Source organism: Halonotius aquaticus (genome assembly GCF_003605575.1).
In the GTDB taxonomy this organism is placed as follows: Archaea; Halobacteriota; Halobacteria; order Halobacteriales; family Haloferacaceae; genus Halonotius; species Halonotius aquaticus.
In genome coordinates this window covers 58,881-72,020 of the sequence record NZ_QKNY01000006.1, presented here as the reverse complement: position 1 = coordinate 72,020, position 13,140 = coordinate 58,881, and the positions used below count along the sequence as shown (strand labels likewise).

Genomic DNA, 13,140 nt, shown 5'->3' with positions numbered 1-13,140 from the left:
CCACGTCCAAGCCATCGACAGGTTCGACTATCAGCAGTGCCTTGCGTTTGCATGGCCGACGACACGACGACTGACAGCGACGACACAGCACCCGATGCCGACGGCGAGACGAACGCAGTCGCCGGCAACATCCAGGCCACCTACACCGAAACAGCGGGTGAGCGACGACTCAGCTTCGAGCGCGAGGGTCAAACCGCGGTCGTCGCACAAAACAGCGAGGGATATGCGATGTTGCGAGTGCGACAGACAGCCGACGGCGACGAGCTTGAACGCTACTACGGCTTCGACATGGCACTCGATCACGCCGCAGAACTACTCGGTGTTGACCCCAACGGGCTCCCGGTGCCAGAGGCGGCCGCCGACATGGGGATGTAAGCGCGTTATCGGTTCTCGCCGAACGACGACTGCAGGAAGTCGCTGTCGAGGTGATCCCGCCAGTAAAATCGCGGCGCGAAGACGAGATACGCCACCGCCAGAAACAACAAGGCGAACGCAAAGACACGGCCGTAGTAGCCCGACGTGAGGATCGCCAACCCCTGGACAACACCCATAATCAGCGCGTCCTGGGGATGGAGATCCGGATAGGTGATCTGAGTAACCATCAGCACCGCGAGAACCCCAACAAGGCCGATGAGCTGCCAGACCGCGGTGAAGCCAGCCAAGACGGCCGCCGCAAGGATCGTTGCCGCCAGCGTCGTCTGGACGCCTTGGGTTTCGGCACTGTCGTAATCGTAGGCGGTGTACATCCCCAACCGGGTGACTGCCATCGCCACGAATAGGGCGGGCAGACAGACGCCAACGCCGACGATCGCCGGCTCGCCGTTCGGCATCCACTGTTCAAAGACGACGGCAACGACGAGCACGGCAGGGGCGACACCAAAGGAGGCGACATCGGCCAGCGAGTCGAGATAAACGCCAGCCGGGGTACTCCCCCGGCGGCGGGCGACGATCCCATCGAGGGCATCGGTGATCGCGCCGACGAGAATGAGCCGGGCGGCCAGGGTCACGTCGATGAGCGCGGCCGCGGTCGCCAGAAAGCCAAGCGCAGCGTTGGCGACGGTGACCGCATCGGCAGCGCCGAGTCGCCCGACGAACCGCGGTTGCATACCTGCTCGTTGGCCAGTGGGAGGTTATGTGTTGTTATCTTCGTGGCCGAGCCCTCGATACAGGTGACAGACAGCCGGTCGAACCACGCGGCCTATATGGCTCCCACCCCTACCCCCTGTATGGTCGAGTTGCGGACGCGACGGCGTGTTTTGGCCACGCTTGGGGCCACCGCGGTGGGCGGCCTCGCGGGCTGTCTCAGCACCTTTGATCGCCCCGAGTACGACATCGGGATGCGAGCGACAGCCTTTGCCCCCGAAGAGATCACCGTCGACGCCGGAACAACTGTCGTCTGGCGAAACACGAGCGCCCGCGGCCACACCGTCACCGCCTACGAGAGCAGCCTGCCGGAGGGAGCAGCCTTCTTCGCCAGCGGCGGCTACGACTCTACCGACGAAGCCCGAGAAGCCTGGCACAACGACAGCGGCGGCCGCATCGAAACCGGTGAGACGTTTCGCCACACCTTCGAGGTACCCGGCGAGTACAGCTATGTCTGTATCCCCCATGAGACAAGCAGCATGGTCGGGACGATTGTTGTCGAAGCATAGCTGCGTCGCTGGGCGGGTAGAAACTGCGAAAATGTGGTCGCCAGCTTAGTCGTCTGCGACGTCGGTGGCCACGTCGTCTTCGTCGACATCGACGGCCGTGGCTTCCTCTTCGGCCAGCTCTTCGGGGCGGGCTTCGAGTTCGAGTTTCGTCACTTCGACCCGTCGCAGCGGATAGATCTGTTTGGCCTCGCCGTAGATCGCCGACGAGAGGCGTCCTTCGATAACGCTGTCGGCCAGCTCCTCGAAGGTTCGCTCTTCGGCGGCCTCGTTGACGAGGTCGATCATGACACGCCGAATGGCGTGCTCTTGGCTGTTGTCAGCCTTCTTCGTCGTGAAGGCGACCGGCTGGATCTTCACGCGGTAGTCGTCGGTCGTGACGACCGTGATGTTGGCCTCGGTTTTCGAGGCCCCGCGTCGCACGAGGCTCCGCAGGTAATCGCGGGTCAACTCGTGTTTGATAAACTCGGTGTAGGCCGTATCCGAGCCCACGTCGTTGATCTTGAACGTGAGTTTGGTGTTGTCTGATCCGGCGTCATCCTTGATGTCGCCGAGGGTCGTCTCGATGGTGCGGCCGACGACCTGCTGTGGCTCTTCGGCGATGGTCTCACCGAGTTCGGCCCGGTCGAACTGCTCGGGGGCCTGTACGGTGTACCATCGTTTTCCGTCCTGTTGCTGCTTAGATACTGATCGTTCGCTCATAGTTGGGTTGTCTCGTCTGTCGTAGTTTCGGCTGCTGTGCTGTCCTCGGTCGGAGCGGTGTCGGATTGGCCTCCAGCGTCGGCTGCCGTGTCGACGGCGTCGAGTGCTGCCTCGGCGACGCCGAGGTTGACAACGTAGTCGTCGACGGTTGATTGCAGCCCACCGGTGGTGTCCCGATCGATCTCTGTCGTCACGGTCGCCGCCTCAACCTGCGTCGTCATCGACGCGGTGTTGTCGGGGCCGACCGCGCGGGCGACGCGCTCGGCGCGCATCGGTGTCGCGTACTCGGTTGTCACAGTCGCGCTGGTGACGACCGCGCTGTGGGTGGCGTCAGTCATCGTCAAGTGCCTCCCTGACCGCGGCGATCAACTCGCCGTCGGCAACGCTGCCGTCAACAGTGAGTGTCGCCTGCGTCGGTGTCCCGCCGGCGTCGCCGTCGAACTCGCGGGCGACGGTCGCTGCCGCATCGTAAAGCCCGCGCGGCTCGGTTGCCGCGAGGGCGGCCTGTCGGCGGCCATCAACCGGGTCATCGGTGACGACGAGCGCGATGGGTTCCGGCGAGCGGTACGCGCGTGCGAGGCGGGCGACTGTCGGCAACACCGCCGGGCGATCCGTCTCGACACGGAGGACGAAAACGCCATCGTAGCGTCCCGTCGTCGGCGAGTCGAGTGCGGCATGCGCCGCGGCGGCGTGGTCGCGCCAGATATCGACCGCCTCGCTGACGGCTCCCGGCGCGCCGAACGCCAGCGACACCGCCACCCCTGGAGCCTCGCGGGCGAGTGCTGACACCACGTCAGCGTAGCCGCCGAGCGTGGCGAAGGGTGCGGTCGGCGTCGCGTACGGCCGGAGTGCGGCCTCGACCGAATCGGCAGCCTGTGGGGCAGCCGGATCGGCGGTCGCGGTTGCAACAGCGACAGCGGAGGCGAGGGCCGTCCGCGTCTCCGCGTCGATCTCGGCGTCCGAATCGGTTGGGATACCGAGATCGGCGAGAAGGTCGCCTGCGGCGTCAACATCGCCCGAAAACGGCGCGTCGAGTCGCGTCGAGTGGGCGAGGTCGGCGGCGCGGTCAGCGGTCGGCACCGCAACGCCAGGGCGACGCTCGACGAGGCCGGCCGACTTGGCCGCCGCGAGGAGGTCGTCGCTCCCGGCACCGCCGGGTGTCTCGCCGGCGGCGATGATGCCCGCTAAGGCGAGCACCGGGTCGGGATCGACGCCGAGTTCGCGGCTGATCGTCGCGGCCGCAACGCTCGCCGGCTGGCGGTCGCCGCGAGCCGGCACCGTGAGATCAGCAGGGCCACGCTGGCCACGACTGACCACGAGGGATTGGCTCTCGGCGTCAGCGTCGGGCTCGCCGGCTCCGCTACTGTTGTCTTCGGCAGTTTCAGCGGCGACAGCGTCGCCAGCCGGATCCGCCGAGACGTGGACGCGGAACGGGATCTCCCGGTCGCGGAGCGCGACCGCCAACAGCCCGCAGGCGGCGAGTGCGTCGCCGTCGGCGTGGCCGAAGACCCGGACGAACGGCGCGGCCGCTACCGCCGAGGCCACCCTGTTGGCGGCGTCGGGAGCGGTCGCGGCTGCGGCGTCAGTCCGGGAGTCCGACATCGTGAATCCTTACTCGAGGAGTTCTTTCGCTTGCTCGTAGCTGTAGTTGAAGTCCGCGTCGATCTCGTCGCCGCGGTAGTAGTTGGCGAGGCGACGGATCTTCGACTCCGTGTTCTGGAGTGCGCGTTTGTTCTGGTGGTCTTGGCCGTTCTCGTCGAGGTGCTCACGGAGGTTGATTGCGCGCTCCATGAGCCGCCGGAGGTCTTCGGGGAGTTCCGGTGCGGCATCGTTGTCCTCGAGAATCTCGCCGACCTTCTTGCCGGTGGCGAGTTTGACGTTCGGAATCGGCGTCCCTTTGACGCCCTCGTCGCGGAGTTTCATTCCGATGACGCTCGGGTCGTGGCCCTGTTCGGCGAGTTCAACGACGCGATCCTCGATGGCATCGGCGTCGACATCGCTCCATTCGGCTGGTTCGTCTGCCGCCGGGCGATCCGAACCGGATGAGCCGCGGCGACGGGTATGCATTCGTGCCATTGTCTGATATTGGAACGGCACAGGCCGCAGAAACGACGTGTCCACACAGCCCAGAGGCGACTGACTGGCCGCTGCGGGCTGGTGGCGCACTGTCGCAATCCCAAGCCCATGTGGGCGAGTCAGAGTTACGACTGTGCTGTTCCCACCGATTGCTCTCCGCTGTGGGCGTTAAGGGCTTTCTATTTGCTGACGGGTTCATTACCCCGAGTCGAAGGCCTTAATACCAAAACCGGAAAACGACAGGTTGCGTTCGCGGGCTCGTAGATCAGCGGTAGATCATCCCCCTGGCACGGGGAAGGCCGCGGGTTCAAATCCCGCCGAGTCCATTTCACTTCGTTCTCGCTGCGCTCGAACTCGTTCAGTGAACTCGGCGACCTCCCACTCGCTCACGCCGTTCGCTCGCGGGAGTCCCGCCGAGTCCATTCAGTGAAACCATTCAACGTCTGTCAGCGACGCGATACTGTGTTGCTCACGCTTAGCGATAGTATTTTGGTCGCCACCGGCAGTAGGTATATCTCGTGGGAACGGATCGTGACCGCGTATGGGCGGGGGTACTTCGGGTATCGAACGAACAGGCTGGCTTCTCAGTCGAGGAGGTCAGCCGTGTCTGTGAGGAACTATTTGGCGAGGACACACCACAACAGGACACGATCGAGGATGCCGTCGCAACGATGGTTGAATGGGATGTGTTGGAGTCGTTCGGCTTTGATACCGGTGAAACCTACTATATCCTCAACGACGAGGGGATCGACCCCTAATACCGCAGCCTGCGGTAACTCACCAGACAACAGGCGAGGTCAACCGGTCACGAGCCCCAGATCACTTTCTCCGGGCCGTCTTGTAGATTCGATCGGATCGACGACGCCAAGTTGTGGGCCATAGACTCCTCGTCGACCGACTCAAGGAAGGCTTCAAGCTTCTCTTCGACCAGCGAGGAGTCAAGCGTCGTCAACCCGGCGGCAGCGATGATTCTGAGATAGTCGTCGTCATCATCCAAAGCCGCAAGCAGGCTCTCGACGGTGTCTTCAGTGTCGGATTCAAGTTGGCCCAACACCCACGCCGCGTTGCGCTGTTCGGGTTTCCGGGGCGACTCATCAACGATCGAAGCAAACTCATCCGACACCGCATCGTCGACGTCGTCGTCCATCTCAGCAAGGGCCTGCTCGCGGACAGTGTGACCATCCTCAAAGTCGGATTCGGTGAAGGTGGTGATCAACCCCTCGGCGGCCTCCTCGCGTACCGCATCGTCATCATCGTTGTGTAGTTCGTCAACGATCAGATCGACCGCCTCGTCGGGGGCAAGCCGGCCGATCTCGCTGAGCGCGCAGGCTTTGAGTTCGGCATCCGTCCCGCGGGAGGCTGTGTGTAACGCCTCGTAGGCACCGTTGGTACCAAGTTTGACCAACGCCTCAACGGCGGCTTGTTTGGTGCGTCTGATCTCCTCGGCGTCGGCTGATTGGTACATGCTCTCGTCGTCGATCCGCAGATAGTTCTTGATCGGCGTGACAAACGTCTCATCGCCGACCGTGCCGCTGGCCTCGATCGCCCGGCGGATCACCCGCAGATCGGTCTCCCGTTGGATCGTCGTCCGCAGCTTTTCGATCGTGGTGTGGCTGCCGACGCGTCCAAACCCGACGACAGCGAGAAATCGGAGTTCGGGCCACTGTCGCTCGTGCCATTTGGTCAAGATCAGCGGATACGGCGTGTCGGTCGGCGTCGAGTCCGGAGTCATCTCCAACCGCGTGATGATGTTGTCGGCGATCGACTCATCGATGGCGAGCAGTGTCTTCACAACGTTTGCCCGCACGGCGTCGCTGGGATCGTTGAGCACGGCATCAACGAGGGCTTTCCGCGCCGGCGGCGTCATCTGCTCGGCGAATCCCGACACGGACTCCGAAAGCACCCCAGCCGCACCGTACCGCACATCCTCGTCGTCGTGATCCCGAATATACCGGATGAGCTCGCCGTAGGCTCCTCGGCTCGACAACGAATAGAAGTGGTCGAACATCTCCGAGGAGGGTTCTTGTGCCATTGTCACATACTATGCTCGGTAGAGTAAAAAAATACTGGCTGAATACACATACTGACTGGATAAAATGTCATAACAATAGAATAATTACCGACACAGCCAATCGCACCGGCGGTCATAGCCATCCAAGCGTCAACCCGCCCGCCAAAACACCGGTGCCATTGCAGCCGTCACTCAAGGCGGTGTTATAGCCTCCCAAAAACACTTACAGACGGCGGGTGGTTCGCCGGTATGGATCGGACGAAAACCCTCGCAGCCGGAGCCGCCGGCGTGGTTGTGGTGGCCCTCCTCGTTGCCGTGCTCGTACCGGGCGCGCTCTCAGCCCCGCGTGCGGCGACCCAGCCCGGCAACGTCGATATCGCCGACACCACCATTCAGCCACAGGCTGTCGGCGGCCAAATCGTCGCCCTCCAGGTCAACACGACACTGCGCCATCGCGGGAATCCAAGCCCGAATGTCACGGTTCGCCTGCGAGCCATCGACGCCGAGTCCGGGTTGCTGGAGACCACCCGGACAGTCGAAGTCGGCGAGTTGGCCGATGACCGCGAGCGGGTCGTTCCCGCGACGCTCAGCGTCGCCCGTGAGGGTGGCTACCGCATCGAAACCGTGGTGTATCAGGACGGCCAGCGGGTCGATACCGGTCGCCAGGAGGTGCGTGGACTGGCAGCGTTGGTGCCTGAATACGCACGCACACCGATCCAGTTTGCCGACGAGACGACGCTGCCACCGCTTGGCGTCTCAGTCCAGGCGGCAACCGAGAGCCAAGCAACGCTGGATATCACCGCCCAACTGATCAACCGAGGATCAGTGCAGTCGGATGATGTGGAAGTAAGCGTGATCGCCCGACAGGCCGACTCGAATCTCGTGGCCGACCGCGACGCTGCTGATGTTGCCACGATCGAGCCCGGACGAACAACCGGCACCACGCTGACCGTCTCGGTGCCAAACAACTACAACTACTACGTCGACGGCGTCCTGAAAAAAGACGGTGTCATCGTCGATACAACCCGGACGGCGGTGAATCTCAACCCGAGTGAACGGATCGCGGTCAACGAGACCAGACAGTCGGTCGAACTCGAGGTCAGCGATTTCGAACGCGACCGACGACCGGATCGTGACGAAGAACGGGTGGAAGCAGGGGGCGAAAGCGATTCAGCAACCCCCGGGTTCGGTGTTCCGGTCGCGGCACTGGCTCTCCTGGTCGGCGGGCTACTGGCACGGAGGCGAACAGCATGAGTTCTGATCACAACGACCCCACGACGACAGATGAACAGGCGTCGACTGATCCCGAATCACCACCATCGGTGGACGAGGACACCGACAAGAGCAGATTCCTTTCCGGCGATATCGAGCGGACGCTTCGGTATGCGGTCGTCGCCGGCCTCGCGTTGTTGGCCCTGATCGCGACGCTCCGCTTTTATTTCGCTGCCGGAGCAACGATCGATACCTGGGTCGCACGGGAGTATCGGTCGCTGTTTCAGGCGCTGTTCAACCTCACAATCCTGTTGGTATCCGGCGCAGGAATTCTCTGGCAGGTACAGAAACTTCGGTAGCGACACAGCTCCCATTGGCCAATTTTAGAGCGACTCACCGTGCCAAGACGGCTCGCAAAGAAACGGTATCCGCGACCCCTACGGAGTCAACAACAACCCGTTAGTTGATAGCGACCACTTCAAGCTCAAAGTGGAGCGTTTCCCCGGCCAGCGGCGGGTTGAAATCTACCTTCGAGACATCGTCGGCAACGTCGGTGATCTCGGCGGCTGCGCCCTGCTCGGTTTCGACGTACTGGCCGACCTCCGGCCGTTGGCCACCGAGAGTGGCGGCCAGCTCGTCGGTCTCGTACTCTTGGACGTGCTCTTCTGACCATTCACCGTAGCCTTTCTCCGGCGGCACCTCGACAGATGTGGTCTCACCCTCGTCTAACCCTGGAAGGGCTTCTTCGATCCCGGCGATGACCTCGCCGGCCCCCACAGAGACGGTCAACGGAGTGAACTCTCGGTCTGGCTGGGCGTCGGCCAGCCCAGATTCGGTTGCAACATCCTCGCGTGAGGTGTCAAAGACAGTTCCGTCGTCAGCGCGACCAACATACTCGATAACGACCTCATCGCCGGATTCGATTGTCATAGAACAAATACATCACCGCGCCGAATAGGACTTGCGGTGACCGCCTCGCAGCGCGAGCGACAACAGCAGGTAGCAGCTACTCGCTGTCCGTCGGCGGTTCCGCGGGTGTCAGGCCAGCCAGTCGCATCGCGTTGCCGGTTACCCCGAGGCTCATCCCCATGTCGCCGATGACGATTGCGCCAAGCACCGAGACGTAGCCAAACGGCGCGGCGATCGCCAGCAGCACCTTCACGCCCAGACTCGACCAGATATTCTGCCGGATGACGCCATCGGCGGTCTCCGCGAGGGTGTGGAGGTAGGGCAGCCGACTCAGATCGTCGGCCATCAACGCGATGTCGGCAGTCTCCAGTGCGGTGTCGGTGCCGGCGGCACCCATGGCGACCCCAACGGTCGCCGTCGCCAACGCAGGGGCGTCGTTGATGCCGTCGCCGACCATCGCCACCCCACCTGGGTGGGCCTCCCGGAGGTCACGCACCGCATCGACTTTTGCCTCGGGGAGCAGGCTCGCCTGCACCTCGTCGACACCGACCTGCTCGCCGATCGCTTGGGCAGTGCGCTCGTTGTCACCGGTCAGCATGACGATCCGCTTGATCCCGTTGGCCCGAAGCTGATCGACAGCCCACGTTGCCTCGGGGCGTACCGTGTCAGCAATGGCGATCAGCCCCTCCAGGGTTTCATCGGTGCCGACAAGCACGACGGTTTTGCCCGCCTGTTGGAGCCGTGGGATCGTCTCCGCCAACAGATCGACGTACCGACCGTGTTCGCAGTCGGTCGCCTCCTCAACGACCGTCGGGTGCTCGTCGCTAGGGTCGGCGGCACCCGTCTCATCGGCGTCGATCGCGTCGGTCGTCAGCCCGCCGTCCGTTTTGAGGTGGGCATGATCGAGTTCGAAGCCCAATTCGGTGAACACCGATGGCTTGCCGGCGTAGTGGGTGACGCCGTCGATCTCGGCGCGAACGCCCTCGCCGGTCAGCGCCTCGAAATCCTCGACCGGGCGGTCGCCGACGGCACCGGCCTCGCGGGCTTGGTCGACGATCGCGTCGGCGATCGGATGTTCGCTGCGTTGTTCGAGCGTGCTCGCGCAGTCTAAGAGCTCAGCTTCGGTTGTGTCGTTGATCGGGATCACGTCGGTGACGCCGAGATCACCGGTCGTCAGCGTCCCCGTCTTATCGAGCGCGACAGCCTCAACATCACCCATCGCTTCGAGATGCGGGCCACCCTTGATCAACACGCCATTGCGCGCCGCACTCGTCAGCCCGGAGACGACAGAAACGGGCGTCGAGATGACGAACGCACAGGGGCAGGCGATCACCAGCAGCGTCAGCCCGCGAACGAACCACTCGGTGAACGCGCCCCACCCGAGCAGCGGCGGTACCGCCATCGTCAGCAACGCGGCGGCGACGACGATCGGGGTGTAGACCGCCGCGAAGCGATCGACAAACTGCTCGGTGTCAGTCTCCTCGCCTTCGGCGGCCTCAACCAAGTCGATCACGCGGGCGATCGTCGACTCGCTGGCCGGCGCGGTCGCCTCGATCTCGATGTAGCCGGTCTCGGTCAGACTACCCGCATACACCTCCGCGCCCGGTTCCTTGTCGGCGGGGACGCTCTCACCGGTGATCGGCGACTCATCGATCGCGCTGGAGCCCTCCCGAATCACGCCGTCGACAGGGATCTTCTCGCCGGGGCGGACGATCACGCGGTCACCGATCTCGACGGCGTCGGCGGCGACCACCTGCTCCTCGCCGTCCCGTCGGACGGTCGCGGTCTCCGGGGACAGCGCCATCAACTCTCGGAGCGAGCCGCGGGCGCGATCCATCGAATAGCGCTCCAGCAGTTCGGCGATACTGAACAGCACCGCCAGCGTCGCCGCCTCAAAGGGAAGGTTGACCGCGAGCGCGCCGAGGATCCCGCCGGTCATCAGCAGGTCGATATCCAAGCTGCGATTGCGAAGCGAGGCATAGCCGTTCCGCAGGATGATCACACCCGGAGCCGCAGCCGCGGCCACGTAGGCGACCGTATCAAGACCGATCTCCGCGCCTGCGATCGTTGTGAGCGTTGGATTTGCGGCAGGGAGCAGCCACTCAAACAAAATCCCGACCAGCAACAACACCGCGCCGACGGCGGTGCGGATCGCCCGCCCGCTTGTCCAGATTGCCATCGGGTCGTATGGTTCGTCGTCGTCGACGATCTCGTAGCCGGCGGCTTCGACACGACCGCGGATCGCCTCGGGTGTCGTCCGGTCGGGATCGTAGCCGACGACAAGCGTTCCCGAGGTGGTTCGAGGGTCGATATCGGCAATGCCATCGAGGTCGCTCACGCTGGATTCAACTTTGCCAGCACAGGATGGACAGTCCATCGAGGGCACCGACAGCGAGAGAGTATCGAGATCGCTGTCGACCGAATCAGTCGTGGTCGACCCTGTCGCATCCGGTGGTGCAGACGGGGTCGCCTCCGCGGTATCGTCGCTCATTGATTGGGGCTACTCGCTCGATGGTTATTAACTCAACTGCTAAATAGCGCGGATATTGCTAGAAAGATTGCTTCTCGCGGCAGCATCGTTAACAACAGGGCCACTACCGCGATCAGGATACTCCACCCCGGGATCCACGGGCTTTTGCGGACTGGCTGCCTCCGGCGTGTATGCCCAACTGGCGTGCAGTCGGCATCGGCTTTATTGTCTTGTTCGTCGCCGGCGCGTTGGCGACGGGTGTCCCGATCGTCGGCCACGTCGGCGCGGGCCTCATCGGCGGGGTCGCGGCTGGCTACGTCGCCGGGGGCGGGATCACCAGCGGCGCGGTACACGGCCTGCTCGCCGGCTCGATCGCTGGCTTCGCCGTCGCCGTGATCTTCGCGCTCGGCGTTGGCGTCATCGGGGTCGCTGCCGGCGGCCCTTTCGGCGGCCTGCTCGGCTTCAGTGGCGTCGTCATCGGCGGCGTCATCATCGCCCTGATTATGGCCCTCGATAGCGCGCTCGGGGGAGCACTCGGCGCGTTGCTCGCGGCCTGAACGCTGTGCATTACTGTCGCCGCTGACTCACGTGTCGCCACGGGCAGGCGTTACTCCTCCCCACGGTCAAGGTATTCCTGCTGGACGGCGACGATATCGCTGGAATCCGCACAGTCGGCGTACCGATCGAGGGGTTCAGCGTTGAGTTCGAGGAACGTCTCGCCCCACGTGAATTTGCTGAGGATCGCTTCGGCCTGCTCGGTTTCGCCGAAAATAGCGAGCGCGGCAGCAAGCGCTTCGACGGTCGTGAGTTCCATCGGTCGACCGAAGTTGACGGGGTTGGCGGCGACGAGATAGGGGAGCGCGCGGTGCTCGCCGGCCAGCGAGAAGCGCGCTTCGCCCGCGGATTCCCACGAGCAATCGAGAGCGACGAGCGAAACATCCTCAGCACGCTCGCGGTCGGCTGGTGAGAGTGCCTGCTCGGCGTGGGGGTTGAGAACGACGCCGTAGGGGGTCTCGCTGTGGCTTCGGTGGAGCGTTGCCAACTCGAAGCGCGCCAGCTTGCGGGCGGTACACTTCTCGGGGTCGTCGTCGCCCGCATACCGGATATGTAGCTCCACAGTTGGGTCGGCGTTCGTTTGCGACCATCAAAAGTAGCGCGTTCGTGGCGAGGAGATATCCTGACCCAGGTGGATCAGCGGTCAGACCGGCAACGCTCTTAGGTACCCCGACAAAGAATGACTATGGATCGAGACAGTCGCGTCCGAGCCTACTACCAGCGACTTGACGACGGCGAGTACGCCGAATTGGAGTCGCTGTTGCATCCGACCTTCGTCCAGCGACGCCCAGACCGCACCTTCGAGGATCGGGCGTCGTTTCTGGAGTTCATGCGCTCGGAGCGGCCGCTGACTGAAACCACCCACAAGCTAACCACCGTCTGTGCCTCCGAAGGCGGCCGCGCAGCCAGCGGGCACCTGCTGGATGCCAACGGCGACGAGCTGTTTGCGTTCATCGACGTTTTCGAGTTTGGGCCCGACGGCCGGCTCACCCAGCTGACCACGTACGTCTGATCGAAACGGGCGATTTATTCGCCCCGACACCCTCCGGCCGCGCATGCAGGTCAGCTCCAGACACCATCTCCGCAGTGACGCCATCGACGACCTCACGGCGTCGCTGGCGGACGCCCTCGGGGTCAACATCGAGGGCGACACTTTCGAACTCGTCGAACTCGACGGCACCGAGTTCGATATTGTCCTCGTTGACGGCGACAAGCTGGTCGCCTACGTCGACGACGAACCGTTTCTCACCGTCGACGGGGCCAACGAGTATCCCCCACAGCGTGGGCTCGTGACCGTCGACGCCGGCGCGATTGAGTTCGTCTCCAACGGCGCGGACGTGATGCGGCCAGGGATCGTCGAGGTCGACGACGGGATCACCGACGGCGATCTGGTCGCTATCGCCGAGGAAACCCACGGGAAGGTGCTCGCCGTCGGTCGCGCACAGACCGCCAGCGACGACATGCTCGGCGACTCCGGGAAGGTCGTCGACTCGATCCACCACGTTGGCGACGACCTCTACGAATTTTCTGTCTAACGCTGGACAGCCCCCACAGTT

Annotated in this window: 17 protein-coding genes and 1 tRNA gene; 9 read left to right on the top strand and 9 right to left on the bottom strand. The window is 63.7% G+C overall.

All coding sequences use genetic code 11. From position 1 onward, the window contains the following. Positions 1 to 51: 51 nt before the first annotated feature. Entirely contained in the window at positions 52 to 375 is a 324-nt protein-coding gene (locus DM826_RS04565; RefSeq protein ID WP_233735680.1) for a DUF7111 family protein, read from the top strand. Positions 376 to 380: 5 nt separating this feature from the next. On the opposite strand, the gene DM826_RS04560 is transcribed toward DM826_RS04565, so the two are convergent. Beyond that, complete coding sequence (locus DM826_RS04560; protein WP_120101946.1) at positions 381 to 1,106, bottom strand: protein sorting system archaetidylserine synthase; 726 nt, start codon at positions 1,104 to 1,106, stop codon at positions 381 to 383. A gap of 120 nt (positions 1,107 to 1,226) precedes the next feature. Between DM826_RS04560 and DM826_RS04555 the strand changes: the two genes are divergently transcribed. Further along, positions 1,227 to 1,652, top strand: a complete 426-nt coding sequence (locus DM826_RS04555) for a plastocyanin/azurin family copper-binding protein (protein WP_120101944.1) — start codon at positions 1,227 to 1,229, stop codon at positions 1,650 to 1,652. A gap of 45 nt (positions 1,653 to 1,697) precedes the next feature. Here the strand turns inward: DM826_RS04555 and DM826_RS04550 are convergent, their stop codons facing one another. The 4 genes from DM826_RS04550 to DM826_RS04535 are packed head-to-tail and all read right to left on the bottom strand — an operon-like array spanning position 1,698 to position 4,427. Further along, on the bottom strand, positions 1,698 to 2,351 hold the full coding sequence (locus tag DM826_RS04550; RefSeq protein WP_120101942.1) for a 30S ribosomal protein S3ae: 654 nt from the start codon (positions 2,349 to 2,351) through the stop codon (positions 1,698 to 1,700). Beyond that, positions 2,348 to 2,689: a KEOPS complex subunit Pcc1 gene (locus tag DM826_RS04545; protein WP_205738796.1), complete on the bottom strand. Its 342-nt coding sequence runs from the start codon at positions 2,687 to 2,689 to the stop codon at positions 2,348 to 2,350. The genes DM826_RS04550 and DM826_RS04545 overlap by 4 nt, the downstream gene beginning before the upstream one ends. Next, positions 2,682 to 3,953, bottom strand: a complete 1,272-nt coding sequence (locus DM826_RS04540) for an exonuclease RecJ (protein WP_120101940.1) — start codon at positions 3,951 to 3,953, stop codon at positions 2,682 to 2,684. Before DM826_RS04540 ends, DM826_RS04545 begins: the two co-directional genes overlap by 8 nt. A gap of 9 nt (positions 3,954 to 3,962) precedes the next feature. After that, the gene (locus DM826_RS04535; RefSeq protein WP_120101938.1) at positions 3,963 to 4,427 is read right to left on the bottom strand and encodes a 30S ribosomal protein S15; all 465 of its coding nucleotides are present in this window, start codon (positions 4,425 to 4,427) and stop codon (positions 3,963 to 3,965) included. Positions 4,428 to 4,681: 254 nt separating this feature from the next. Here DM826_RS04535 and DM826_RS04530 point away from each other — a divergent pair. Continuing rightward, a tRNA-Ala gene (locus DM826_RS04530) sits at positions 4,682 to 4,753 on the top strand. 192 nt (positions 4,754 to 4,945) lie between these two features. Next, entirely contained in the window at positions 4,946 to 5,185 is a 240-nt protein-coding gene (locus DM826_RS04525; protein WP_120101936.1) for a hypothetical protein, read from the top strand. 47 nt (positions 5,186 to 5,232) lie between these two features. Here the strand turns inward: DM826_RS04525 and DM826_RS04520 are convergent, their stop codons facing one another. Beyond that, the gene (locus DM826_RS04520) at positions 5,233 to 6,459 is read right to left on the bottom strand and encodes a HEAT repeat domain-containing protein (RefSeq protein WP_120101934.1); all 1,227 of its coding nucleotides are present in this window, start codon (positions 6,457 to 6,459) and stop codon (positions 5,233 to 5,235) included. Between the two features lie 228 nt (positions 6,460 to 6,687). On the opposite strand from DM826_RS04520, the gene DM826_RS04515 reads away from it, so the two are divergent. Both DM826_RS04515 and DM826_RS04510 read left to right on the top strand, forming a co-directional pair. Beyond that, a complete protein-coding gene (locus DM826_RS04515) occupies positions 6,688 to 7,692 on the top strand; it encodes a DUF7490 domain-containing protein (RefSeq protein ID WP_120101932.1) in 1,005 nt (334 codons plus the stop codon). Beyond that, a complete protein-coding gene (locus DM826_RS04510; protein WP_120101929.1) occupies positions 7,689 to 8,009 on the top strand; it encodes a hypothetical protein in 321 nt (106 codons plus the stop codon). The genes DM826_RS04515 and DM826_RS04510 overlap by 4 nt, the downstream gene beginning before the upstream one ends. Before the next feature lie 100 nt (positions 8,010 to 8,109). On the opposite strand, the gene DM826_RS04505 is transcribed toward DM826_RS04510, so the two are convergent. Together DM826_RS04505 and DM826_RS04500 are read right to left on the bottom strand one after the other, a co-directional pair. Further along, positions 8,110 to 8,580, bottom strand: a complete 471-nt coding sequence (locus DM826_RS04505) for an FKBP-type peptidyl-prolyl cis-trans isomerase (protein WP_120101927.1) — start codon at positions 8,578 to 8,580, stop codon at positions 8,110 to 8,112. 76 nt (positions 8,581 to 8,656) lie between these two features. Beyond that, entirely contained in the window at positions 8,657 to 11,050 is a 2,394-nt protein-coding gene (locus DM826_RS04500; protein WP_205738795.1) for a heavy metal translocating P-type ATPase, read from the bottom strand. Between the two features lie 170 nt (positions 11,051 to 11,220). On the opposite strand from DM826_RS04500, the gene DM826_RS04495 reads away from it, so the two are divergent. Continuing rightward, entirely contained in the window at positions 11,221 to 11,586 is a 366-nt protein-coding gene (locus DM826_RS04495) for a DUF5518 domain-containing protein (protein ID WP_120101925.1), read from the top strand. Positions 11,587 to 11,636: 50 nt separating this feature from the next. Here the strand turns inward: DM826_RS04495 and DM826_RS04490 are convergent, their stop codons facing one another. Continuing rightward, positions 11,637 to 12,146: a DUF367 family protein gene (locus tag DM826_RS04490; RefSeq protein WP_120101923.1), complete on the bottom strand. Its 510-nt coding sequence runs from the start codon at positions 12,144 to 12,146 to the stop codon at positions 11,637 to 11,639. 123 nt (positions 12,147 to 12,269) lie between these two features. Between DM826_RS04490 and DM826_RS04485 the strand changes: the two genes are divergently transcribed. After that, on the top strand, positions 12,270 to 12,596 hold the full coding sequence (locus tag DM826_RS04485; RefSeq protein WP_120101921.1) for a nuclear transport factor 2 family protein: 327 nt from the start codon (positions 12,270 to 12,272) through the stop codon (positions 12,594 to 12,596). Positions 12,597 to 12,639: 43 nt separating this feature from the next. Beyond that, entirely contained in the window at positions 12,640 to 13,119 is a 480-nt protein-coding gene (locus DM826_RS04480) for an RNA-binding protein (RefSeq protein WP_120101919.1), read from the top strand. Positions 13,120 to 13,140 lie beyond the last annotated feature (21 nt).